This is a genomic window from Williamsia sp. Y712 (assembly GCF_059445525.1).
Genome location: NZ_JCAIUN010000002.1, coordinates 22173 through 46771, shown reverse-complemented (window position 1 = coordinate 46771; position 24599 = coordinate 22173). Strand labels below are relative to the sequence as shown.

Sequence of the window (24599 nt, the reverse complement as noted above, 5' to 3'; positions counted from 1 at the left end):
GCCACGCGCTCACTTCTGGGTCGAGGGCAAAGCCCTACTCATGCGGCGGTTCACCGGTGACGACGTGATCGGCATGGTTCATGCCCTCAGCCACCAAACGGGCCAGATGACCATCGCGGATCCGGTAGATGACCCGCCTGCCGTCCTTACGGGTGTCGACGAGTCCGGTCAATCGCAGCTTCGCCAGATGCTGGCTGACAGCTGTCCGCGATGCTGCAGAAGACTCGATGAGAGCGGAGACGTCAGCCTCGCCGTGGGTCAGCAGCCACAAGATATGTAGACGAGTTGGATCCGAGAGCATGCGAAAGGTGCTCGACGCGGCGTCCAGACGGGCCTGATCAGGCGCGACCGGATGCGCCAGGCTTGACGGCGCATTCTGCACTGCTGGTGACTTCTTTGCCATCGCAGTCATCGCCCTTTTCACTTCGCGCCACTCCGGGCATCCTGTTTGTCCCCTACCGGTCTGTGCGCCGGATGTACCGGACGTGCCGGCCAGATCATCGCCGCGCCAGTGGTGGCAAGTGTAGCCATCAGGGCCAACACGATCGCGGCCGCCGACTGACTCACCTGCGATCCAACCCAGCCCGCGATCAGGTAGGTCAGCAAAAAGCACGCGTGGGACAACGAGAACTGGGCTGCGAATACCTGAGCCCAGTTCTGCTGCGTGGACCCATCCCGAATCAATCGCGCCGCCGGCGTGTTGACCAGCGAGGTTCCGACACCCAACACCACCCACACCGTGCCGAGCACCGTCCATCCCACCGCGGGTGGCGGTGATGAGTACAGCATCACCACGGTCACAGCCAGGCCAACCGGCAAAATGGCTGCGCCACAGATCATCACGCGGCGCACCCCGAGCACGTGCAGCAGAAGTGGCACACCGATGGCCGCTGCCATCGAACCGGTCCCGAAGCAGGCCAACGCCAAGGCCACGCCCGCGCTGGAGCCGCCGAGCATTCCACGCACGTAGACAACGGTGTTCACGAGAACAATCGCCGACGCGCAGGCAACCACCATGTTGAGCGCAAGCAGGGAGCGTAAGACCGGATCTGCCAACATGATTCGAGATCCGATGGTAACCCTGCGCATCAACGGTCCCGACCGATCCGCCGGCTGCACACACGGCAGAACGGCGGTGGCAACCAATATTGCGGACAGCACGAACCCGAGTGCGGTACCGACAAACAGTGAGTTGTAGGTGATCACCGTCAACAATCCCGCCGCGATCACCGGACTCGCCAACGATTCCAGGTCGTACGCCAACCGCGACAATGACAACGCCCGCGTGTAGTCGTCCTCCTCGGGAAGCACCGACGGAATGATCGACTGAAATGCCGGGGTGAACGTCGCCGACGCCGCCTGCAACACAAAGATGAGTCCATAGATCTGCCAGGCCTGATCCACAAACGGCAGCAGCACCGCGATCATCGCGCGCACGCCATCCGCAGAAACCAACACGACCTTGCGGGGAATCCTATCGACCACCGCCGACATCACCGGCGCCACAACAACATACGCAACCATCTTGATCGCCAACGCCGTACCCAACACCGCGCCTGCATCGCTACCTGCAATGTCGAACGCGAGCAAACCAAGTGCGACCGTCAGTAACCCCGTGCCCACCAACGCGACAAGCTGCGCAGCGAACAGCCTGCGGAACGTTCGCACAGCCAGAACTTCAAGCACGATCCCCCATCCCAACTGGGCTCGTCGTGTCTAATACGTGCATACTTGCGCAACTATACAACCTATCGGGGGTCGACGACAGTGGGTCTGACACGCGCAAAGCAGTCTCGGCTGATCAGGGCAGTCTCGGCTGAGCCGGCAAGCTTCATCTGTCCGAAATCTCCCGTTCGCTGCCCGGGTGCCTGGAGTTCGGTCATGCGCTTCCTACCCAAGACAACCTTTAGCGATGCGTCAGAAAACTCCGGTGATGAACCGCCGAACCCTGCTCCGCGCGTCCGCCATCGGCGCCCTTCTTGTTCCCGCCGGAGGCGCACTTGCCGCCTGCGGAAACTCAGGTTCGTCGGCAGCGCCGCTGTCGACCGGATTGGTGGTACCGCGTCCACGCCTGACCCACGGCATCGCATCAGGCGATCCACGCACTGACGGCGCACTGATCTGGGCACGGTCAGACGCTCAATCGACGATGATCGTCGAGACGTCGGCGACCGAGTCCTTCGCCAACACACAACGATTCACCGGACCTGTGTTGTCCCCGACCTCCGACGGCACCGGCCGGATTCGGCTGACCGGCCTCGAGCCAGGGCAAACCGTGCACTACCGCGTCACTTTGGAGGGCGAGGACGGCGCGAAATCCGAGGCCGCGACCGGCGTATTCCGCACCGTCCCCCAGAAGTCGGCGCCAGTTCATTTCCTCTGGTCTGGCGACGTTGTCGGACAGGGCTGGGGCATCAACGAAAGCCTCGGCGGGATGACCATTTTCGGCGCGATGGCCGATCTGGAACCGGACTTCTTCATCCACTCCGGTGATGCGATCTACGCAGACGGGCCGGTGCCCGGCACTCAGCAGCAGAGTGATGGCGGAACCTATGTCAACGTCACCTCGCCGGCGAAATCACATGTGGCACAGACACTCGACGACTTCCGCGGTAACTACGCCTACAACATGACCGACAACAACTACCGCCGTTTTGCCGCGCACGTGCCACAGGTGGTGCAGTGGGACGATCACGAAGTGGTGAACAACTGGTTCCCCGGCGAATCATTGGCCGGACAAGACCGCAAGGGATACACCGAAAACGATGTGGACAAGCTGGCCGGTTTCGCCGCGCAGGCCTGGCAGGAGTGGCAGCCGGTGCTGCCAAGCGAGGCAGTCGGCGGGCGGTTGTACCGAAAGATCTCGTACGGTCCCGAGTTGGACGTCTTTGTGCTGGACATGCGCAGCTACAAGGACCCGAATCCCAATGCCTGGAGTACCAACAGCCCAGAAGGTGTGTTGGGCGCGAAGCAGACCCAGTGGCTCATCGACGGGCTGAAGACGTCGAAGGCGAGGTGGAAGGTCGTCGCCAACGACCTACCCATCTCCATTGTGGTGCCCGATAAGGCAACCGACCCCGGCAACGGACCAAAATCGATGGAGGCGGTGGCCCAGGGCGATCCAGGTGCACCGTTGGGTCGCGAGATCGCGTTCGCGAAGATCTTGTCGGAGACCAAGAACGTCCCGAATATCGTGTACCTGACTGCCGACGTGCACTACACCGCGGCAATTTCCTACGATCCGAATCGCGCCGGATACTCCGATTTCGCCCCCTTCTGGGAATTCGTGTCCGGCCCACTCAACGCCGGCGCGTTTCCCGAAAGTCCATTGGACGGCACATTCGGTGCCCAGTACGAGTTCGTACACGCCCCCAAAGAATCAAACATCTCTCCTGCGGAGGGCTTTCAGCACTTCGGAGAGGTGACCATCGACCCAGAGAACCGGACATTCACGGTGAATCTGCGTGACAAGCAGGGCGCCAGCCTGTTCTCCAAGGTGCTCACCGCGTCGTAACCCCAGTACACAGCACAGTCGACCGCACGGATATCGCGCTGAAGAAGCTCTGACAAACACAAAAGCAGGGCGGTTTCCCGATCCCTGCCTCTTTCAACATATAGCGCAACCGGGGTCTTGCCGCAAGACCCCGGTAGTGCTGCAGAATCACCCGTCGTAACCAGAACACACTGCGTTCAGGACTCGCGGAGTCGTGAAATATGGCTCTGCTGATGGGAATTCCATGATTGATGTGATCGTCGCCGGCGGTGGCCCGACCGGCTTGATGTTGGCGGCCGAACTGCGATTGCACGGCGTACACACCGTGGTCTTGGAGAGGGACACAGAGCCGACGAAGATCGTCCGCGCGCTCGGCCTGCACGCGCGCAGCATCGAAGTGCTGGATCAGCGCGGTGTACTGGAACAGTTTCTCGAAGCGGGCCAAAAGTATCCGGTCGGCGGATTCTTCGCGGGCATCGCCAAGCCACCGCCCAACCATCTGAACACCGCACATGGCTATGTACTCGGAATACCGCAACCTGTCACCGACCGACTACTGGCGCAGCGCGCCACCGTACTCGAGGCCGAGATCCGGCGGGGTCGTGAGCTGGTCGGCCTGGAACAGGACGATCAGGGCGTGAGCGTCGAATTGGCCGACGGGACAACACTGCGCTCGCGTTACGTCGTCGGTTGCGACGGCGGCCGTAGCACGGTGCGCAAACTACTTGACGTGGCATTTCCGGGCGAAAACTCCAGCGTCGACACACTGTTGGGTGAGGTAGAGCTGACGGCCGATCCAGAGACTCTCGTCGCTGTGATGACCGAAATCCGTAAAACACAGCTGCGGTTCGGCATCGGACCGCTGGGTGACGGTCTGTACCGGGTCGTCGTACCCGCGGCGGCGGTGGCCGAGAACCGCACCACTCCAACCACTCTGGACGAACTCAGACAACAGCTGCGGGTGACTGCAGGCACCGACTTCGGGGTGCATTCTCCGCGATGGTTGTCCCGATTCAGTGACGCCACCCGGCAGGCCGAGCGGTATCGGGTCGGCCGGGTGTTCGTGGCGGGCGACGCGGCACACATCCACCCGCCGGTCGGCGGGCAAGGACTGAACCTCGGCATCCAAGATTCCTTCAACCTCGGCTGGAAGCTGTCCGCCGAGATCAACGGTTGGGCGCCACGCAGTTTGCTCGACACCTACGAAGCCGAACGACATCCCGTGGGGGCGGCCGTGTTGAAGAACACCCGCGCCCAGATGGCGCTGATGGCAACCGATCCCGGCGCGCTCGCGCTACGCGAACTGTTCTCGTCGCTGATGGATTTCGACGATGCGAACACGTTCATCACCGAGATCATCACTGCCATCGGGATCCGCTACGACTTCGGTGAGGGCCATGAGCTCGTCGGCCGGCGTATGCGCGACCTGGAGCTGAAAAACGGTCGCCTCTACGGGCTGATGCATGCCGGTCGCGGGCTACTCCTCGACCAGACCGGCCGGCTGTCGGCGGTGGGTTGGGCCGATCGGGTCGACCACATCGTGGACAAAAGCGAAGAGTTGGACGTGCCCGCGGTATTGCTGCGACCGGACGGTCATGTGGCCTGGATCGGCGACGATCAGCACGATCTCCTCGATCACCTGCCCCGATGGTTTGGCGCTGCCGCGACCTGAATCTTCGACGCGCGTTCACACACCCGCTTGAACGTCACAATCACCGTCACCATCGTGATCGGTACCCATCCGATCCCGCCATCTGTTCCGAACGGTCAGTGCAACAAGTTTTTGCCGAACTGACGCCCGGACACGGAGAACGAGACATGCAGTCGATGAAGTACCAAACCATCACCCCGTCCGTCGATGAGCTCGTCCGCGACCGGCACCGTGAGATCACGGCACTCGCGAACGATGCCCTGAGCACTCACGTGTTCGATCACTCCAACTTCTTACGCGGCCTGAGTGCAGAAGTCGCGCCGCTGACCACCGCGATCACGGACACGCTGGCCCGTGGAAAGCGGATCCGCGCACAGTTCTGTATGTGGGGTGCATACGGTGCGACCGGCGGCGATCAGGTCACGGGGATTCCGGAGATGGCCGCGGCAATCGAACTGTTCCATCTCGCGGCACTGATCCACGACGACTTGATGGACAACAGCGACACCCGTCGCGGACTTCCCACCATGCATCGACAGTTCACCGACGACCACGCTCGACAGCATCGTCTGGGTGACAGCGACAATCACGGTTCGGCCGTCGCAATCCTCGTCGGAGACATGTGCCTGTCGTGGTCCGACGATCTGGCCGTGATGGCCACCGATTCCCTGGACGTCCATTCGCGTCGCGCGGTCCGGGCCATGTGGTCGCAGATGCGTGACGAGGCCTACGCAGGCCAGTACCTGGACATGCTCAGTCAGACCGAAGCGGACATCTCCCGATCTCGCACCGACCTCATCCTCCGGTTGAAGAGCGCCAAGTACACGATCAGCCATCCGCTCCGCCTCGGCGGCTCCCTGGCCGGAGCGGACGAGCTTCTCCTGCATCTCTACGACCAGATCGGACTGACGGCAGGCAAGGCGTTCCAGCTTCGCGACGATCTGCTGGGTGTCTTCGGCGATCCCGAGGTCACCGGCAAACCGGCGATCGACGACATCCGCGAGGGCAAACGCACGCTACTGATGGCCGTGGCCGAATCGCGGGGTAACTGGTCGCAAAGGGAGCTCCTCCGGGATTGCCTGGGCAACCCGAACGTCGACGACGACGATCTCGAAGCGATCCGGTCCGTGCTCGTCGCAACCGGAGCTGACTCTGCAATCGAGGAGAAAATCGCCGAGCTGACCGACAATGCGATGCGCATCGTGGAGTCGCTGCCGGTCGATGATCTGACCCGGACAGCATTGACCGGCCTGGTCGAGCGGTGTGTGTGGCGCAAATCCTGATGATCGAGGCGATATGGTCGATACAAGGACCTGACACCCGACCACAGCACCGGAAGATTCTGGTGCAGAAGAGATTCGATGCGACGCAGTGACATTCCGCGGCGATTGGTGGCGATCGGCACCGCACTGGCAGCGGCTTCACTCGCGTTGACCGTTGACAACGCGATCCGGGTCCGGCGACCGGTGCCCACCGACTCCGCGGATGCCGAACCCCTGACCGTCCTCATTCCCATGCGAGACGAAGTGGCGGTGGCAGAGCGTTGCGTGACCAGCGTCCTGGCCGCGGCCGACAAATGGCCCGGGCCGGCGCGTGTCATCGTGCTCGACGACGGATCCACCGACGGCACCGGTACCGTGCTCGAGGCGCTTGCGCGGCGCGATCCCCGACTCGAGATCGTCGCCGGCGCGCCTCTTCCGCCCGGGTGGCTGGGCAAACCGTGGGCTTGCCACCAGCTCTCCGAGTTGGCCCAATCGCAATCGGCACCGCCCGGTGGCGTTCTTGTGTTCGTGGACGCCGACGTCGTACTCGAACCGTGCGCATTCACGTCCTCGGTGGCTTTGTTGCGGCGCACCGGCCTCGACCTGCTGAGCCCCTATCCCCGGCAGATCGCCGTCGGGGTCGGCGAGCGATTGGTGCAACCACTGCTGCAATGGTCTTGGATGAGCACCCTCCCCCTGGGTATCGCAGAACGATCGCCGCGTCCGTCCATGTCGGCAGCGAATGGGCAGCTGATCGTCGTCGACGCCGCCGCCTACCGACGCGCGGGCGGACACGCCGCCGTGCGCGACGAAATACTCGAGGACATCGCACTCTTGCGTGCGGTGAAACGGGCCGGCGGTCACGGAGTCGCGGCGGACGGCAGCCAGATCGCAGCCTGTCGAATGTACGAGGGGTGGCGCGCAGTCCGGGCGGGATACGGCAAGTCGCTGTGGAACGCTTTCGGTTCGGCGCCGGGCTCACTTGCGGTCATGGCGTTGCTCGTGCTCATGTATGTGGTCCCATTTTTGGGCGCACTGACCGGATCACGCACCGGCGCAGTCGGATACGTCGCCGGAGTTGCCTCACGGGTGATCGCTGCGCGTACCACCGGTGGACAAGTGTGGCCGGACGCGTTGGCCCATCCGGTCTCGGTCCTCACATTTGCCGCCCTCACAGTCGATTCCGCGGTCGCGCGCCGGAGGGGGCTCCTCCAGTGGAAAGGTCGATCGATCGAGGTGAACAGATGAGCCGGGTCATCGTTGTCGGCGCCGGAGTCGGCGGTCTGGCTGCCGCATTGCGGTTGCAGGCCGGTGGACATGACGTCACCGTGCTGGAGCAGACCGCGGACATCGGCGGCAAGCTCGGGGTCATCGAAAATGACGGTTTTCGTTTCGACACCGGACCTTCTTTGGTGACGATGCCGCATGTGCTCGAAGAATTGTTCACCTCCACCGGAGCGTCGGTGCACGATGTGCTGTCACTGCAACGGCTTTCGACGGCTGCCCGATACCGGTTCCCGGATGGCACAGAACTGGACATGCCGGGCACGCTCGAGGAAATACCGGCCGCCATGGATGCGATGCTGGGCCCTGGTTGTGGTGCGCAGTGGTCGGCGCTGCTCGATCGGGCGGAGTCCATCTGGGACGTCACGCACGAACCATTCCTGGAGTCTCCGTTGGAGATCCGGCGGTTGCTCGGCGGGTTCCGGGCCTGGTCTGACCTCGTGACCATCGCGCCGTGGCGTTCTCTGCGCGGACTCGGTCGCCGCTACGTGCAGGACCCACGTCTTGTGCAACTGCTCGACCGGTACGCCACCTACACCGGATCCGATCCCCGGCGCGCGCCCGCGGCTCTCGCATCGGTTCCGTGGTCGGAGCAGGCCTGGGGGTCGTGGTACGTCGCCGGGGGCCTTGGCGAGATCGCCACAGCGATCCGCGATCGGTTTGTTGCCCTCGGTGGCACGATCGAGCTCGACACCGAGGTCACCCGTCTCACCACGGATTCACGCGGACATATCACCGGAGTACAGCTCGTGGACGGGACCGTCCGGAGCTCGGATCTGGTGGTCGCGAACGCCGATGCCACACAGGTGTATGAGCGCCTGATCCCCTCGCGCACCACCCGCCGGGTGGCAGCCCGACTGCGCAGCGCCACTCCGTCGTTGTCGGGGTTCGCGATCCTGCTTGCGCTCGACAATCCACCCGAGGTGGCCCACCACACGGTTCTGTTTGCCGAGGATTATGACGCCGAGTTCGATGCAGTCTTCGGGTTCAAGGGATCACCGCGGCCCGTGGAACGTCCGACGGTGTACGTCTCGGCACCCGATGACCCCGCCATCGTTCCCGGTCCCGGAACGGGTGCCTGGTTTGTGCTGGTGAACGCGGCCCGCCAGGATCCCGAGCACGGAATGGATTGGGATGCACCGGGAGTCGTCGACGCACACGCCGATCACGTGATGCAGGTGATGGCCGACCGCGGCCTCGATCTGCGGTCGCACGTACGCCACCGGATTGTGGTGTCGCCCGCCGATCTGGAGCGGCGCACGCTGACTCCGGGCGGTTCGATCTACGGGTCGTCGTCGAACGGTGCACGCGCGGCATTCCTTCGGCCACCGAACACCTCACCGGTACCCGGCCTCTATCTGGTGGGCGGCTCGGCCCATCCAGGAGGCGGACTCCCGCTGGTGATGATGTCGGCGCGGATCGTCTCAGACCTCATCGGTCCGGCCGGTCGGCCACCGGGCCGGTGAATCCGATGTCCTCGTGGAGGGCACTGGATTCACCGGGCGAGGTTCAGCTGGACGGCCCGACCGACCGGTCGCCCCGCAGTCGCTTTCGGATGAGTTCGGCGCTGATCAGGCACATCGGCAAGCCGATCCCCGGACGCGTACTCGAACCCGCGTAATACAGACCCTCGACCTTGCGTGATCGGTTGGTTGCCCGCAGGAATGCGCTCTGGCGCAATGTATGTGCCGGTCCGAGCGCACTGCCCGACCACGAGTTGACGTCGTCGACGAAGTCGGCCGGTCCCACGGTGCCGCGGACCACGATCCGCTCGGCAAGATCAGGGATCTGAGCCCACTGCGCCACCGTCGCGATCGCGTGGTCGACGACCTTTTCGATGTCGGGATCACCGTTGCCGTCGATCCCGCCGTGCCCAAGACCTGGGTCCGGGGGCGAGGGCACCAGGATGAAAACGTTCTCGTGGCCGGCCGGGGCCACCGAGTCGTCCGTCGCGGACGGCCGACACACGTACAGCGACGCAGGATCCGGCATGTGGGTCGGCTCCTCGAAAATCGCGTCGAAGTTCGTCGTCCAGTCGTCGGTGAAAAACAGCGAATGATGGGCCAGCTCCGGCAGATTGCCACTCACGCCGAGATACGCCAGTACCGCTCCTGGCCCCGATGTCGCCTTGTCCCACCATCGTTGGGGGAATGTCTGCAGATTGGTCGGCAGGAGTTTGGTCTCGACGTGGTGCAGGTCCGCGGCACCGACCACGATGTCCGCTGCGATTTCTCGTTCACCACCGCGGCGATCCTGCACCCGGACCCCGACAACCTCATGTCGACGGCGCCCCATGGCCGCCCGGCCTTTTCGCGACTGCGTCAGAATCGCGGTCGCCGACGTACCGGTGTGCACCCGCACCCCCTGCTCGGTGGCGAGCCTGGACAGCGCATCGACAAACGTCGTGAAACCGCCATCGGGGTAGCGGACACCGTCGGCCAGGTCGAGCCAGCTCATCAGGTGATAGATCGCCGGTGTGCGCTCGGGTGAAGAACCGAGGAACACCGCGGGATAGCCGAGCACCTGCTGCAACCTTCGATCAGAAAACCGTTGCGAGACAAACGACTCGAGGGACTTGGTGAGCAGCACCGCCAGCGTCGGGAGGTTTCGCAGCACCTCGCGACTGAGGAAAGCGCGCGGAGAGTCGAAACTGGTGTACAGGAAACGCTTGACGGCGATGTCGTATGCGTTGCGGGCGGAGTCGAGGTAGCCACTCAGCGCTGTGCCGGCGCCCGGTTCGATGGTTTCGAACAACGACAGATTGCTCGATTCGTCACCCTCGACGTCGATCTGTTTGTCGAAGCCCTCGAAGAACACCCGATACCCGGGGTCGAGGCGCACCAGCTTGACCTGCTCTGCCGTCGAGGTGCCCAACAGTTCGAAGAAGTGGTCGAACACCTCGGGCATCAACCACCAGGAGGGGCCGGTGTCGAACCGGAACCCATCGTGCGCCCACGATCCGGCCCGACCGCCGAGGTCCTCATTCTTTTCGACGAGGTCGACGTCGTGTCCGTCACGCGCGAGCAAGGCGGCAGTCGCCAACCCGGCAACACCACCGCCGATGATGACTACTTTTTTCGGTGTGGCGGTCACGAAAGACTGGTCTCCTTGTCGAAAGTGACAGGTCGACCGCGGTGAAGTGCGGCCGAGGCAGCGATGCGTACCTTCTCCGGATTGGGCACGCGCACTCTGCGACGTCGCACCTCGGCCGGTGATGTCGCTCGCAGACGGCGGGTCAACTCAGCGAACAGATCGTGAGCGGTGCACACCGCCACGCGGCAGCCGCGCGGAAGCCAGGGAATGACCTCCGCGGCCGCGGACAGGTCCAATTCGACGTCGTCGAGCCAGTTGTGCCAGATCTCTTCGTCGAGTTCATCAGGCTGGAGTCCGACGAGGTAACGCCGTCCGAGCCCGTCGGTGTCGTCGCCGAAATCTCGCAAGAAATTGATCTTCTGGAACGCCGCCCCTAGTCGTCTCGCCCCTGGGGCGAGCTCGTCATAGAGCGGTGCCGGATTTGGTTCATCGGCGACGAAGGCCCGCAGGCACATCAAGCCGACCACTTCAGCCGAGCCGTAGATGTAGGTCGCGAGGCTCGCGAAATCGTGGTCCACGTGCTGGAGGTCGGTGCGCATCGCCGCGAAGAAGGGGGCGATCAGCTCTTGTCCGATGCCGACCCGCCGGGCACTGCGCGCAAACGCATGGACAACAAGATTGGTGCTCGATCCGGTCTCCAACGTCGCGTACGTTTCCTGCTCGAGCTTGTCGAGTTCGATCAGCCGATCAACGCTGCCCTGGCCGGGTCGCGGCGCGTCCACGACCTCGTCGGCCACGCGCACCAGCGCGTAGATGTTGCACACATCCTGTCGGACCTGTCCGCCGAGCAACCGCGTCGCGAGCCCGAAGGACGATGAGTATCGGCGAATCACCAACGCGGCACTGGCGTCGGCGGCTGCGTCGTACCGCAGATAGGGCTGCAACGCGTCTGCGTTGCGCCTCCGTGTTTGCACCATCAGATCTGTCCTTGCCCTCGGATCGTTTGCTCTCGTCACCTACTGCCCTCTATTCGGGCCGGCGGGCAATCCGGATGGGCTCGGCCACATGGTCGTACGGGTCTGGTCCCGGCAACGAGCGGACCTGTTCGACAAACCACGGGCTCACCGCCCAGGGGGTGCGTTCAGCGAGCGTCCATATGTCCGAGATGGCCGACCAGGCGTACTCCGCGACCTCGTCGGGGTCCGGGCGCAGCTCGCCCACCGGACTCGCGACGAATACCGGACATATCTCGTTCTCCACCACACCACTGGCATCGACCGCCCGGTAGCGGAACTCCGGAAGCACGCACCGCAGCCCCTCGACATCGATCCCCAACTCGCGCTGCGCATATCGGTGAATCGCGTCCTCGACCGATTCGCCTGGTCGCGGATGTCCACAGAATGAGTTCGTCCACACTCCCGGCCAGGTGCGCTTGCTCAACGCACGTCGGGTCATCAGCAGCTGACCTTCGTCCACCAGATGGCAGGAAAAGGCAAAGTGCAAAGGCGTGTCCGTGGTGTGCACCGTCGTCCGGTCGGCGGTCCCACACGGTTGTCCATCGGAGTCGGCCAGGACGACCAAGTCGTCGGTCATGCATACCTCGTTCACTCGGGTATCTGTAGTTTGTCATCCGATATTCGGAACCGACGAAGCGATGGATGTCCTACACAAACACCAACCCGAGTTCGTGCGCGCTCTCGAAGAATCAACCGTCTCCCCCGACGGTTATGAAAACCGCGATCCTGGCGAGATGAGTCGGCTGATTGCACGGTCACACACTGCCGACATCAAGTCCTGCCGACCGCACACCAGGCAGTGGCCCCCAATTCAAAGGGCGCGTCCGGCAGTGCAGCGGCACATCGCTCACGTAAAGCGTTTCGCCGCTCTGGGGATAGTCCGGCAACGTAGGTGCCCGCGGGGCCGATCCCGTAGGTGTTGGGCTCCCACCATTCGTCAAAGCTGTTGTACGTCGCCCGGACTGTGAGTTCGCTGGGCTCGATGTCGCGGATGCCTGCTCGAGTGAACAGCGACGCCAATTGGTCCTGCCGTACGCCGGCCAGGTCGGATTCATCCTGAGCATCCGGATCCAATTCGCGAACCATCCTCCACAACAGCGAGATAGGTCCTCGCTCGTTCGGGCCGAGGTCCCAGACGCAGGCTCCGACGGTCCCGCCCGGCCGTGTCACGCGAGCCATCTCGGCAAGTCCGAGTACGGGATCGGTCATGAAATGCACGACCAACTGCGCGAGCGTCACGTCAAACGAGTTCGCCTCGAACGGCAGGTCCTCGGCTACCGCCGGGCGAACATCGATCCCGGGGAATCTGGCGCGGGTGGCGTCGACGAAGGACGATGACGGGTCGATGGCCCACACGTGATCGACTCCGAGTCGCGACACCAGATGGGCGGTAAGAGCTCCCGGACCGCACCCGACATCGACTGCACGCTGTTCTCCCCCAACCCCCGCGGCATCAGCGAATGCAGCGCCCAGAGGTTCGGAGTAGCGACCCATGAACCGGGCGTAAGCGTCCGGCGGAACTTCGAACGACACAGGCTCGAAATTACTCCGCACCCACCGCATCGGAGGAACGTTGCACAAAGTACTCAGCACCCGGGGCTTCCCCACGTGAGTGGGTCGCGCCGGGTATACCGGACGAATGCCGGAACTTCCCGAGGTCGAGAACGCCAGACAGGTCGTCGAGAAAGCGCTGAACCGGGTCATAGTCGATATCGACGACACCGACACGTTTGAGTGTCGCCCACACCGCCCGGGTGAGATCGCCCGGGCGCTGAAGGGCGGCAAGCTCACCGAGGCCCGCCGTCGCGGCAAAGCCATGTGGTGCGAGACCGAAACAGCCGACGGGTCAGCGGGTCCCAGGCTCGGCATCCATCTCGGCATGGGCGGACGCATCATCGTCACAGCACCCGACGGTGACCAGACCTCGCTTTACGGTGGCGGTGATCCGCACGTTGGTGAGCGCGACACAGATAAACCCGAGTGGACGCGCTTCGCCATGACGTTTGACGACGGGGGTCAACTCCGACTCTTCGACAAACGCCGCCTCGGCCGCGTGCGCCTGGAACCAGATATCGACGCACTCGGCCCGGATGCCGCGGAGATCTCGCGCGAGGACTTTCGGCATCGGATCGGTTCCAGTGGAGCGCCTCTCAAGGCCAGGCTGCTCGACCAGTCGGCCATCGCCGGGATCGGGAACCTGCTCGCCGACGAGGTCCTGTGGGAGTGTGAGCTGTCGCCGGCACGCCGCGCCAAGACCCTCACCACCGACGATCTCGACAACCTGCGTGTCGTCCTGCGCCGTGCCATCCGATCCGCGATCAAGAAGGGCGGCGTCCACACCGGGGAGATCATCCCGTATCGGAAGACTGGCGCCGTGTGCCCCCGGTGTGGGGCGCCGATGTCACGCGGCACCGTCGGTGGGCGCACGACATGGTGGTGTTCACGAGAGCAGTCGTGAGCAACTCAGCAGACAGCAGGCCGCAGCGGAAGCTGGTTTGTCGCATTCACGCAATCACAGGTTCCGCCTACGAAGGATTCCCTGTTGCACAGTCCATCTCCCAGAATCAGGCGGTAACGTCGCCGCATGTCTCGACGCACAGTGTCCATTGTTCTGTTCGACGGCTTTGAACTTCTCGACGTATTCGGCCCGGTCGAGTTGTTCAGTGTTCTGCCGGATGAGTTCGACGTCAGCTTCCTCGGGCCCGCGGCGCGGCCCGTCGCAAGCTCCCAGGGCGTCACTGTCATTGCGAATCGCAACTACGACGACGCACCACCTGCCGACATCATGCTCATCCCCGGCGGCATCGGTACCCGCACACTGGTGTCAGACACAGCTTTCCTCGACTGGCTGCGCACGTACGCGACACAATGCCGACTGGTGACATCGGTGTGTACGGGATCGGCGGTGCTCGCTGCGGCCGGGCTCCTCGACGGGTACAGAGCAACGTCGAACAAGTTGGCGTTCAGATGGGCGCAAGAGCAGGGCAGCACGGTGGACTGGCTCCCCCGGGCGCGGTGGGTGCAGGACCGTGATCGCTGGACCTCGTCCGGTGTCGCGGCGGGCATGGACATGACCGCGGCCTTGATCAGCTCACTATGCGGCGCGGAGACAGCCCAACGAGCTGCCGACGTGATCGAACTCGCAATTCAGACCGACCCAACGCACGATCGATTCGCGGAACTACACGGGTTGTGAACTGCGACAGCAGCTGTCTACTCACCCCAACAATGGGTCTATCCAGTTCAACGCCGGCAAGTCAGCCAGTTGGTGAGACTATCCTCGGCCTACGTGACGCACGAAGATCAGCAGGTTGACGGAATCACCTCCGGCTCGCTGCCAACACCTGTCGGCGCGATCACCGTTTCCAGTAGCGGTGAGACGATCGTGCGAGTCGCGTGGCGGGCTCCACCGCGGACGAACGCTGCGCCAGACGATCCCCTGCTTGTCGAGGGGCTTGCCCAGCTCCGCGCCTACTTTGACGGGAACTTGACCGAATTCGATCTTCCGCTCGACCTGCACCACATGTCCGACGTCGCCCGCGCCGTCCTCACCACACTCGAGAAAACCGTGAAGCGAGGAGACACGATCACCTACGGCGAACTCGCAGCGCGAAGCGGCACCGGCGTCCCCGCCCGAAGTATCGGCACCCTCATGGGCATCAACCCCGTACCTCTGCTCATCCCATGCCACCGCGTCGTCGCCGCTGACGGCCTGGGCGGCTACTCAGGCGGCGACAAAGGGCAAGGCCTGCAGACAAAACGATGGCTACTCGACTTCGAGGGTGCGACTCCGCCCACGTTGTTCTGAAAGCGAACATCGGCAGCCAAAGGCATATAGGCGAAGGCCGGGCAATTTGTAGCGGCCGAACGCAGAGTCAACAACCCCCGATGCGCTCGGCAACTTGCCGCTACGACAGAGACGTCCGCGGCTTATGCGGCACGATGCTTGGCCGTCACGTTCCAAATGGCCCAACTCGTCGTCGCCAGCGACACCGCCCACACCGCGAGCATTGGCGGGCTATAGGACACGGCGGTAAGGACTGCCAGTAGACCCGTCGTGACGATGCTGGCCTGAATCCCTCTGTCTGCCATGTATTTGTTCATCGCGTTTCTCCAGTGCAGTGGTGGACGATGGCGGGTGTCTCGGGGATCCTACATTCTTCCCTGAGGTTTCCGGCTGTTGATGCCCGAGAGATCCCATCTGGGTGTGGGCTCTGTGAAGTTGAGGGCGACCGGGTGGTGATCGAGGTGCGAGCCAATAACAACCGGACTCCTGATCCCAATCCTTCACGTCTGGCCGGACTGATCCTGCTGCCTCCCTGCTGGCCTCCTGCTTCCTACAGCCGGCGAACACCGGGGACTTCACGTCATCATCCGCAACGTCTACAGAAACAGAAAAAGCCTGGTCAGAGTGTCTCTGACCAGGCTTTTTGTTGTCGGGCTGACAGGATTTGAACCTGCGACCACTTGACCCCCAGTCAAGTGCGCTACCAAGCTGCGCCACAGCCCGTGGCACTCCCCGTTAAGGGCGCTGAATGAGATTACCTCAGGCACCGCCCACAGCGAAAATCGCCTGGTAGACGGCCCGACACGGCCGTGCAGCTCCAAGTCCTCGACAGCTGTCCGCACTGGCGATAGCTCACAGACGCCCACTCAAAAGAACTCCCTAAACTTCCCTATCTGTATGTATATTGACCTTTCGTGACGACCTCGAATTACCTGTCGGCGGACGAGGTGGCGGACGAACTCGGACTGCATGTGCGAACCATCCGCGCATACATCCGCGATGGGAGGCTGCACGCCGCCCGCGTGGGCAAGCAGTATCGGATCACCCGAACTGATCTGGCCGCGTTTGTCGCAGGTGCCGGCAACACCAGCCCCCGAACAATGCCTCAACTGCTTCCCGAAGCGGACGTCACCGAACACAGCACCGTTGTCGTCGACCTCGACAACCTCAAACCAGGCGACTGGGACCGCATCGCCACCGTGCTCACCGCCGCGGCGGGCGGCCGGGATCGCGGTCACCCACTACGACTGACCACAGCCCCCGGCCCCGATGGCCGCTCACTGAAAGTGATTGCGCAAGGCAGCATCAGCGACACCGCAGACGTCCTGATCCTGCTCCGCGACCTGACCGAAGGAGGCAACTTCTCATGACGATGTTCCAGCAGACCCGAAACGGCGACGATCTGATGATCTATCACGACACCGGGGAACCCGTGGCAGCTCTGGACGCCATCGGAGCAACATGGGGGCACAAGGTGGCAGCAGTAGCGATACCCATCAATCGTCTGCCAGAGGGCTTCCTGGACCTCAGAACGGGCGTCGCAGGTGAGTACCTCCAGAAGATGGTCCAGTACCGCGTCGTGATCGCCATCGTCGGCGATATCTCCACAGAGGTCTCACACAGCGAACCGCTGGCGGCGTTTGTGCGCGAATCCAACCGCGGACGTCATGTGTGGTTTGTCGACTCGATCGATGACGTACAAGCCAGACTTGCCTGACTGCACCACCTTTCGAAAAACTCCTGGTCAAGGGCTTGTCGGTGGGTGCTGATAGAACTGTTTCATGACCGCGGGGGTGGCACATCTCATCGACCGTATCGAGGGCATGGCTCTTGATGCGGAGGAGGTCGTTGCTGTCCGTGAAGTGTTGTCCCGCAGACTTGTTGATATCTCGTTGGCGAACCTGTCGGACAAGGAGACCGTCGAACTCGCCCAAGCGATCGAAACCCAAACCCGCCGTGATGAAGCCGTCAAAGTACGGGTGGCGGTCGAACTACGGGAACGCTCGGTCGCCGCCAAACAAGGGCTCAAACACAACAAGTTCCTGCGTCATCATTTACGGATTTCCACGACTCAGGCCAGCGCCCGGTCCAAACGCGCTGAACGCGTGGGCCAGTGGCACACCCCATCGGGTGAAGTCACCGCACCGGTCTACCCCAACACGTGGTCGGCGTTGCGTGATGGTGCGATCGGGGTGGCGCATTACAACGTCATCGATGACATATTGCGTAACCTGCCCGGCACGATCCGCAGCAACCTCGAATTGTGGTCCGACGGAGAAAGGCTGATGGCCGATGCCGCTCGGACGATGGACCCGGATGAGCTGAAAAAGGTGGGTCTGCACCTACATGCCCATCTGAACCCGGACGGCGAGTTCGACGACGCCGACCGTGCGCAGAAACGAGAGCTATCAGTATCCAAACAGGGCGCAGACCATATGGCCGGGATCAAAGGCACGTTGGATCCTGCGACCAAAGCGCTGTGGGATGTGGTGGCCGCGAAGTGGGCAGCCAAGGGCATGAACAATCCGAACGATCCGGACTCACCGACCGGCAACGCCGACAAGGCCGACAAAGACGCCCTCCGCGCGGCGGCCGAGCGCGATACCCGCACACCGGGGCAACGCAACCATGATGCATTCAAGAAGCTGATGGAAATGGTGGTCGGGCAGGGCAAACTCGGCACTCACCGCGGTCTACCCGCGCAGGTCATCGTCACGATGACGTTGGAGCAACTCGAACAGGAAACCGGCCTGGCCACCACCGCCTCCGGCGGGGTCCTGGCCGTCAAGGATGCCCTCAAGCTCGCCGGAGTGAGCCGCAAGTTCTTGGCGTTGCTCGACGACAAACACCGCCCGCTATATCTGGGACGTGAAGAACGGTTGGCCACCGCAGACCAAAGACTCGCCCTTATTGCCGCCGAGCGGGGCTGTTCGCGTCCGGGCTGTGATGCCCCGGCCTCAGAGTGCGCGGTCCACCACATTCGGGAGTGGGCCAAAGGCGGTCGCACCGATATCACCGTGCTGACCTTGGTCTGTGGGCCTGATCATGCCCAGGTCACCGATGGTGATACCGGGTGGATCACCGAGATCATCACCGAAGGTACCGGCCCGCCGGGTTGGCAGGGACGGGTCGGGTGGCGCCACCGCGGATCGCTGGAACCATTGCAGCCGAACAACACTCATTTCCCGGAGAAATACTTCACCAACCCGGAGATGTGGAACCCGAACAGCGACGCCGACGCCGAATGGTTCCTGCAACGCGCCCGCACCGTGTTCGATAAGAAATCTGTCGAGGCGCAGGTGTTCAACATCGACTACGGATGGCGAAACTTCAAGTGGCTTAAAGTTGCCTGAACATGACCCTGCCCCGACCAACAATGTTGATCGGGGCAGGGGGTGCAAGCTATCTCGTCCTACTTCGTGCGCTCGCGCTTCTCACGGACTCGGACGTTCACCCGGACGGGCGAACCGTCGAAGTTGAAGGCCTCACGCAGCTTTCGCTCCAGGAATCGGCGGTAGCCGGCCTCCAGGAAGCCCGTGGTGAAGAAGACGAACGTCGGCGGCCGAGTGGCAGCCTGGGTCGCGAACATCACGCGAGGCAGACGCCCACCACGCATCGGTGGCGGGGTCTCGGCGATGACATCCTTGAGCCAGTTGTTGAGCTGTCCGGTCGAGATCCGCTTGTCCCATGACGCCAACGCCGTATCGAGTGCGGGCACGAGCTTTGCCACAGACCGACCGGTGTGGGCGGAGATGTTGACCGTCCGAGCCCAGGGCACGCGGGACAGGTCGCGGTCGACCTCCTTGGCCAACTGCAACCGGCGATCCTCGTCAACCAGATCCCATTTGTTGAACGCGATCACCAATGCGCGACCGGCTTCGATGATCATCGTCAGAACTCGCTGGTCCTGCTCGGTGATCGGCTCCGACGCGTCGATCAGCAGCACCGCGACCTCGGCGGCCTCGATGGCCGACCGGGTACGCAGCGACGCGTAGAACTCATGTCCGCTCGACTGCGTCACTTTCTTGCGCAAGCCGGCGGTGTCGACGAAGTTCCAGACCCGTCCACCGAGTTCGACCAGTTCGTCAACGGGGTCGACCGTGGTTCCGGCGACATTGTCGACCACTGCACGCTCTTCACCGGTGAGCTTGTTCATCAGCGAGCTCTTGCCCACGTTGGGCTTGCCAACCAACGCAACTCGGCGCGGGCCACCCATCGTGGTGGATTCGCGAGGCGTTTCAGGAAGGGCTTCGAGGATTCGGTCGAGCAGGTCACCGGTACCGCGACCGTGGGCGGCGGACACCGTGAACGGCTCCCCCAGTCCCAACGACCACAGGGCGGCCGCTTCGGCTTCCAGGCGCTCGTCATCGACCTTGTTGGCCGCCAACAACACCGGGGTCTTCGAGCGCCGCAGCACCTTGGCCACCGCTTCATCGGTGGCGGTGGCGCCCACGGTGGTGTCGACAACCAGCACGATTGCGTCGGCCGTCTTCATAGCGATCTCGGCCTGGCGAGCCACGGACTGCTGCAGACCCTTGGCGTCAGGTTCCCAACCGCCGGTGTCCTGCACCATGAATCGACGTCCGGCCCACGATGCCTCGTAGGAGACACGGTCGCGGGTCACGCCGGGGATGTCCTCGACCACCGCTTCACGGCGTCCGAGGATGCGGTTCACCAGCGACGATTTGCCCACGTTCGGGCGACCGACGATCGCGACAACGGGCACCGCCAACGGTGCGCCATCAACGCCCAGATCGGTGAGCTCAGCGAGCTCGAAGTCGGATTCATCCGACCACATTCCGTCAGACGAGATTGCTGCCCCGTCAAAATTGTCACTCATGCTTCTACCCCAATCCGGTTGCGCGCCAACTCAACCAGCTTGGCGATCACCTCTTCGATGCCCATGTCGGTGGTGTCGACCTGTACGGCATCATCGGCCGGCCGCAATGGCGACGTCGGCCGTGTCGAATCCAGATGGTCCCGACGGATCACGTCCGCGAGCACCGTCTGGTAGTCACTGTCAATTCCTGCGGCGAGGTTCTGATCATGTCGCCGCTGCGCACGAACCTCGGGTGATGCGGTCAGGTACACCTTGAGCGCGGCATCAGGGAACACAACGGTCCCGATGTCGCGGCCCTCGAGCACGCTGAGTCCGTTCTGTGCCAGATCACGTTGAGCCTGCACCAGACGAGTACGCACCGCGGGCACGGCCGAGACGGCCGACACCGCGCGAGTCACCTCGTCGCGACGAATCTCATCGGAGACATCCTCGTCGTCCATCAACACGACCTGCTTGGTCGGGTTGCTGTTGACGGAAATGCGTACGCCCTCAGTCGCTTTGTCGATCGCGTCCGGATCGTCCAGAGCCGCACCCGCCCGCAGTGCGCGCAGGGTCGCGACCCGATACATGGCTCCGGTGTCGATGTAGTTGGCGTCCAACGCGGTAGCCACGCGGCGCGCCACACTCGATTTGCCGGTTCCGGCCGGACCATCGATGGCGATCACACCGGACGTGATCACCCCTGGGCTGGTCACATTCCCACCGCCTTGTAGAGCGCGCCGATCTCATCGTTGCCCATGACCCGCAAGGTGCCCGGACGCTGTTCGCCGATGTTGACCGCACCGATGTCGGTGCGCACCAGGCGAATAACCGGGAAGCCGGAAGCGTCAAGGATTCGACGGACGATGTGCTTACGACCTTCGTGCAGCGTCAGACGGAGCAGCGAAATGCCCTGGTTCACGTCGAGCAACGCGAACTTGTCGATCTTGGCCGGACCGTCGTCGAGCTCGATACCGTCGCGCAAGGTGCGACCCAGGTTGCGATGCACCTCTCCGCGCACGGTCACCATGTAGGTCTTGGGTACCTCGAACGACGGGTGCATCAAACGATGCGCCAGCTCACCATCATTGGTGAGCAGAATGAGTCCTTCGGTGTCGGCGTCGAGGCGGCCGACGTGGAACAGCCTCTGTCCCGACATGACGCGCTCGGCAACCAGGTCACCGATACACGGACGGGCGAACTCGTCGGACATCGTCGACTGCCAGCCCTTGGGCTTGTTGAGCGCGAGGTACTGATGTTCCTCGTTGACCACCACACGGGATCCGTCAACGCGGACCACCGCAGTCTCGGGATTGATCCGCAGACCCTGTTCGAGGACGACCTCACCGTCGACCTCGACGCGACCGGCCGCGATCAATTCCTCGGCACCGCGCCGTGAGGCGACTCCGGCCTGCGCGAGCACCTTCTGCAGACGCAATCCACCCTCGACATAGGTGGCGCCATCTTCCGAAGCATCCAGCGGATTCTGGTCGCGGGCGGGTTTTGCATTGTTCAGCCGAGCCTGGCCGCTCTTCGCGTCAGGGGCCGAACGAGCTCCGCGCTCCGGGTTGACGCCCTTGCGATGAGTCTTCTTGAACCGTGCTTCGGCGGCACCCTTGGTCGCCTTACCCGCGGGCCTTCCGGCAGTGGCGTTGCCACTGCGCTCTGCGCTCGGATTCGCGGGCCGGTCACCGGTCGGACGACCGAAGTCTTCGCCGCTGGGCCGCGCGCCACGCTCGTAAGCGGGCCTTTCACTGCGTTCGAATGCCGGTTTTCCACCGCGTTCGTACGACGGTTTTCCGCCACGCTCATGAGCCGGCTTTCCGCCACGCTCATGCGATTGGTTGCCGTAGCGCTCACCTGTGGGCCGACCACCGCGCTCGCCGCCGGTGGGGCGTCCGCCGCGATCACCGGTAGGCCGTCCACCGCGTTCGCCATCGGGCCGTCCGCCACGATCACCAAAGCTGGGCCGACCTCCACGATCACCGGTGGGCCTGCCACCGCGCTCGCCGCCGGTGGGCCGTCCGCCGCGATCACCGGTAGGCCGACCGCCACGCTCGCCATCGGGCCGTCCGCCACGATCGCCAAAGCTGGGGCGTCCGCCACGATCGCCGCCGCCGGTAGGCCTTCCACCACGATCTCCGGTGGGCCGTCCGCCACGTTCGCCATCGGGCCGTCCGCCACGATCGCCAAAGCTGGGCCGACCGCCGCGATCACCGGTGGGCCGTCCGCCACGCTCGCCGCCGGTGGGCCGTCCGCCGCGGTCACCCGTAGGTCGACCTCCGCGTTCGCCGGTGGGCCTGCCACCACGATCTCCGGTGGGCCGACTGCCACGCTCGGAGTAAGGCTTGGCGTCACGGTCGTCGAACGACCGTCCGCCCTCGCGAGGAGCTCGCCCTTTGCCTTGGTTGTTGTTGCTTCTGTCCGGTTTGCCGTCTCGGCTAGCGGGTGCCATTCTCTATCCCTAATTCCCGTCGTATTGATCGATCTGCAATGCGCAGCTCAATCGTCATCGACGGTGATGTTGTTGGTTTTGTTCTTCAAGTCTGACGGGTTACCTGCCAGTTTGGCGAATCGCGGGTCGCTGATGATCTCATCTCCGAGGGCGTCGATGACGTCCACGTCAGGAAGCAACGGCGCGAGATCCGGTAACTCGCCCAAAGAAGCCAACCCCAGACGTTCCAAGAATAGTTCCGTCGTGCCGTACGTCACTGCACCCGAATCGGAGTCTGTTCCGACTTCGGCGAGCAATCCGCGTGCCAGCAGTGTGCGCACCACACCGTCGACGTTGACCCCACGCACCGCACTGACCCGAGATCGACTGACCGGTTGGCGGTAGGCAATCACGGCCAGGGTTTCGAGCGCCGCACGCGTCAGCTTCGTCCGAGCTCCGTCAAGGAGGAGTCGCTCGACGTAGGGCGCGTAGTCGTTGCGGGTGTAATACCGCCAGCCGTCGCCGGCGTAGCGGAGATCCATGCCACTGTTTCGATCGGTCAGTTCATTCGACATCTGCCGCAGCATCGCCTGGACCCGCGAGGTCTTCTCTTCCAGCACCGACGCCAGCTGATCGGTGGGCGCCGGTGTGTCCGTCACGAGCAACATCGCTTCGAGTGCCGACCGGAGTTCGTCGTCGGCGAGGAGGTCCTCCACCGGGAGGTCGGCGTCCGACGTGTCGCCGCCTGGAGCATCGTCCTCGGACAGAGCATCGGCCAACGCATCCGACACCTCGTCCGCCTCGGGCCCGGGAGTCTCCTGCGACTCTTCAGCTGGTATTTCTTCAGCCGGCACTTCTTCAGCCGGCACTTCCTCAGCCGGCACTTCCTCAGCCGGCACTTCCTCAGCCATAGTCTTCGCCCTTCTCGACGATCACTTGAGCGTCTACGAGTTCGCCTGTCCAGCTCACCAACAACGATCCGAGGGCCTCGGGCTGTTCGAACGCCACGGCCCGCTCGCGGAACAGCTCCAACAGTGCCAAGAACCGGGCAACCACCTCGAGGCCGCTGCCGCATTCGACAACCAGATCGGTGAAGCTGACCCACACCCCGGCACCGGCGTGCCGAAGGATCTCCCCTATCCGCAACGCGTGTTGCGGTACCGACACCTTCTCGATGTGCAGATGCCCGAGCCCCACCTGCGGGACCGGTTTGGGTGTCATCGCCGCCACCGCCACCTCGGCAAACACCGCCGGACTGACACCGATCGTCACCTCGGGCAGCAGCGACTCGAATCGGGGTTCCAACGAAACCCCGCGTGGATAACGTTGCAGTGCGGCAGCTTCCAGCTCCGCAAAGAGCATCGCGACCTGTTTGTAGGCCCGGTACTGGAGCAATCGCGCGAACAGCAGGTCGCGGGCTTCGAGCAACGCCAGGTCCTCATCGTTCTCGACCTCACCCGAGGGCAGCAGACGTGCGGCCTTCAGGTCGAGCAACGTCGCCGCCACCACCAGGAACTCCGTCGTCTGGTCGAGTTCCATCTCGGCACCGAGGAGCTTGGTATAGGCGATGAAATCGTCGGTCACCTCATGCAACGCGACTTCGGTGACATCGAGGCGGTGCTGACCGATGAGATTGAGGAGCAGGTCGAACGGGCCCTCGAAGTTCGTCAGCTTGACCTGGAACCGCGATTTCCCGGTAATCACCGGCTCTGTCGCGGGCGTCGGTACCGCTGAATCAACTCCGGGCGTGTCATCTTCCGGCGCCTCAACCTGCGAGGACCCGATCTCTGAAGGCTCGGTCTCTGACGGTTCGGTCATCT

Annotated in this window: 22 protein-coding genes and 1 tRNA gene; 11 read left to right on the top strand and 12 right to left on the bottom strand. The window is 63.5% G+C overall.

Features of this window, described 5'->3' with window-relative positions; genetic code table 11:
- Positions 1-34: 34 nt before the first annotated feature.
- Positions 35-412 carry an ArsR/SmtB family transcription factor gene (locus tag AC1D75_RS15030; RefSeq protein WP_495516135.1) on the bottom strand — a complete coding sequence of 126 codons (378 nt, stop codon included), beginning with the start codon at positions 410-412 and terminating at the stop codon, positions 35-37.
- An 8-nt stretch (positions 413-420) separates the two neighbouring features.
- On the bottom strand, positions 421-1686 hold the full coding sequence (locus AC1D75_RS15025; protein ID WP_495516134.1) for an MFS transporter: 1266 nt from the start codon (positions 1684-1686) through the stop codon (positions 421-423).
- Between the two features lie 226 nt (positions 1687-1912).
- Between AC1D75_RS15025 and AC1D75_RS15020 the strand changes: the two genes are divergently transcribed.
- The 5 genes from AC1D75_RS15020 to AC1D75_RS15000 all read left to right on the top strand — a co-directional run bounded on the left by AC1D75_RS15020 (position 1913) and on the right by AC1D75_RS15000 (position 9156).
- The gene (locus tag AC1D75_RS15020) at positions 1913-3514 is read left to right on the top strand and encodes an alkaline phosphatase D family protein (RefSeq protein ID WP_495516133.1); all 1602 of its coding nucleotides are present in this window, start codon (positions 1913-1915) and stop codon (positions 3512-3514) included.
- Between the two features lie 223 nt (positions 3515-3737).
- Positions 3738-5165 (top strand): rifampin monooxygenase, encoded by a 1428-nt coding sequence (gene rox, locus AC1D75_RS15015; RefSeq protein WP_495516132.1) that lies wholly within the window; start codon positions 3738-3740, stop codon positions 5163-5165.
- A 155-nt stretch (positions 5166-5320) separates the two neighbouring features.
- Positions 5321-6427, top strand: a complete 1107-nt coding sequence (locus AC1D75_RS15010) for a polyprenyl synthetase family protein (RefSeq protein WP_495516131.1) — start codon at positions 5321-5323, stop codon at positions 6425-6427.
- Between the two features lie 78 nt (positions 6428-6505).
- Positions 6506-7654: a glycosyltransferase family 2 protein gene (locus AC1D75_RS15005; protein WP_495516130.1), complete on the top strand. Its 1149-nt coding sequence runs from the start codon at positions 6506-6508 to the stop codon at positions 7652-7654.
- Positions 7651-9156, top strand: coding sequence for a phytoene desaturase family protein (locus AC1D75_RS15000; protein WP_495516129.1), 1506 nt, complete (start codon positions 7651-7653; stop codon positions 9154-9156). The genes AC1D75_RS15005 and AC1D75_RS15000 overlap by 4 nt, the downstream gene beginning before the upstream one ends.
- Positions 9157-9199: 43 nt before the next feature.
- On the opposite strand, the gene crtI is transcribed toward AC1D75_RS15000, so the two are convergent.
- From crtI to AC1D75_RS14980, 4 genes are all read right to left on the bottom strand, one after another.
- The gene (gene crtI, locus AC1D75_RS14995; protein ID WP_495516128.1) at positions 9200-10783 is read right to left on the bottom strand and encodes a phytoene desaturase family protein; all 1584 of its coding nucleotides are present in this window, start codon (positions 10781-10783) and stop codon (positions 9200-9202) included.
- Entirely contained in the window at positions 10780-11700 is a 921-nt protein-coding gene (locus AC1D75_RS14990) for a phytoene/squalene synthase family protein (protein ID WP_495516127.1), read from the bottom strand. The genes crtI and AC1D75_RS14990 overlap by 4 nt, the downstream gene beginning before the upstream one ends.
- A gap of 49 nt (positions 11701-11749) precedes the next feature.
- Positions 11750-12316: an isopentenyl-diphosphate Delta-isomerase gene (idi, locus tag AC1D75_RS14985; protein WP_495516126.1), complete on the bottom strand. Its 567-nt coding sequence runs from the start codon at positions 12314-12316 to the stop codon at positions 11750-11752.
- A 194-nt stretch (positions 12317-12510) separates the two neighbouring features.
- Positions 12511-13272 carry a class I SAM-dependent methyltransferase gene (locus tag AC1D75_RS14980; RefSeq protein WP_495516125.1) on the bottom strand — a complete coding sequence of 254 codons (762 nt, stop codon included), beginning with the start codon at positions 13270-13272 and terminating at the stop codon, positions 12511-12513.
- A gap of 106 nt (positions 13273-13378) precedes the next feature.
- Here AC1D75_RS14980 and AC1D75_RS14975 point away from each other — a divergent pair, with 106 nt between their 5' ends.
- The 3 genes from AC1D75_RS14975 to AC1D75_RS14965 all read left to right on the top strand — a co-directional run bounded on the left by AC1D75_RS14975 (position 13379) and on the right by AC1D75_RS14965 (position 15547).
- A complete protein-coding gene (locus AC1D75_RS14975) occupies positions 13379-14197 on the top strand; it encodes an Fpg/Nei family DNA glycosylase (protein WP_495516124.1) in 819 nt (272 codons plus the stop codon).
- Positions 14198-14323: 126 nt separating this feature from the next.
- Complete coding sequence (locus AC1D75_RS14970) at positions 14324-14935, top strand: DJ-1/PfpI family protein (RefSeq protein ID WP_495516123.1); 612 nt, start codon at positions 14324-14326, stop codon at positions 14933-14935.
- Positions 14936-15028: 93 nt separating this feature from the next.
- Positions 15029-15547, top strand: a complete 519-nt coding sequence (locus AC1D75_RS14965; protein ID WP_495516122.1) for a methylated-DNA--[protein]-cysteine S-methyltransferase — start codon at positions 15029-15031, stop codon at positions 15545-15547.
- Positions 15548-16175: 628 nt separating this feature from the next.
- Here the strand turns inward: AC1D75_RS14965 and AC1D75_RS14960 are convergent.
- Positions 16176-16249: transfer RNA gene (locus AC1D75_RS14960), tRNA-Pro, on the bottom strand.
- Positions 16250-16440: 191 nt separating this feature from the next.
- On the opposite strand from AC1D75_RS14960, the gene AC1D75_RS14955 reads away from it, so the two are divergent.
- The 3 genes from AC1D75_RS14955 (at position 16441) to AC1D75_RS14945 (ending at position 18879) form a co-directional block, all read left to right on the top strand.
- Positions 16441-16896: a helix-turn-helix domain-containing protein gene (locus AC1D75_RS14955; protein WP_495516121.1), complete on the top strand. Its 456-nt coding sequence runs from the start codon at positions 16441-16443 to the stop codon at positions 16894-16896.
- Positions 16893-17243, top strand: coding sequence for a DUF4180 domain-containing protein (locus AC1D75_RS14950; RefSeq protein WP_495516120.1), 351 nt, complete (start codon positions 16893-16895; stop codon positions 17241-17243). The genes AC1D75_RS14955 and AC1D75_RS14950 overlap by 4 nt, the downstream gene beginning before the upstream one ends.
- A 64-nt stretch (positions 17244-17307) precedes the next feature.
- A complete protein-coding gene (locus AC1D75_RS14945; protein WP_495516119.1) occupies positions 17308-18879 on the top strand; it encodes an HNH endonuclease signature motif containing protein in 1572 nt (523 codons plus the stop codon).
- 59 nt (positions 18880-18938) lie between these two features.
- Here AC1D75_RS14945 and der read toward each other — a convergent pair whose 3' ends face one another.
- The 5 genes from der to AC1D75_RS14920 are packed head-to-tail and all read right to left on the bottom strand — an operon-like array spanning position 18939 to position 24597.
- Complete coding sequence (gene der, locus AC1D75_RS14940; RefSeq protein ID WP_495516118.1) at positions 18939-20366, bottom strand: ribosome biogenesis GTPase Der; 1428 nt, start codon at positions 20364-20366, stop codon at positions 18939-18941.
- Entirely contained in the window at positions 20363-21031 is a 669-nt protein-coding gene (gene cmk, locus AC1D75_RS14935) for a (d)CMP kinase (RefSeq protein WP_495516888.1), read from the bottom strand. Before cmk ends, der begins: the two co-directional genes overlap by 4 nt.
- A gap of 26 nt (positions 21032-21057) precedes the next feature.
- Positions 21058-22800 (bottom strand): pseudouridine synthase, encoded by a 1743-nt coding sequence (locus AC1D75_RS14930; RefSeq protein ID WP_495516117.1) that lies wholly within the window; start codon positions 22798-22800, stop codon positions 21058-21060.
- A gap of 47 nt (positions 22801-22847) precedes the next feature.
- Positions 22848-23690 carry an SMC-Scp complex subunit ScpB gene (gene scpB, locus AC1D75_RS14925; protein WP_495516116.1) on the bottom strand — a complete coding sequence of 281 codons (843 nt, stop codon included), beginning with the start codon at positions 23688-23690 and terminating at the stop codon, positions 22848-22850.
- Entirely contained in the window at positions 23683-24597 is a 915-nt protein-coding gene (locus AC1D75_RS14920; RefSeq protein WP_495516115.1) for a segregation and condensation protein A, read from the bottom strand. The genes scpB and AC1D75_RS14920 overlap by 8 nt, the downstream gene beginning before the upstream one ends.
- Between the last annotated feature and the right edge of the window lie 2 nt (positions 24598-24599).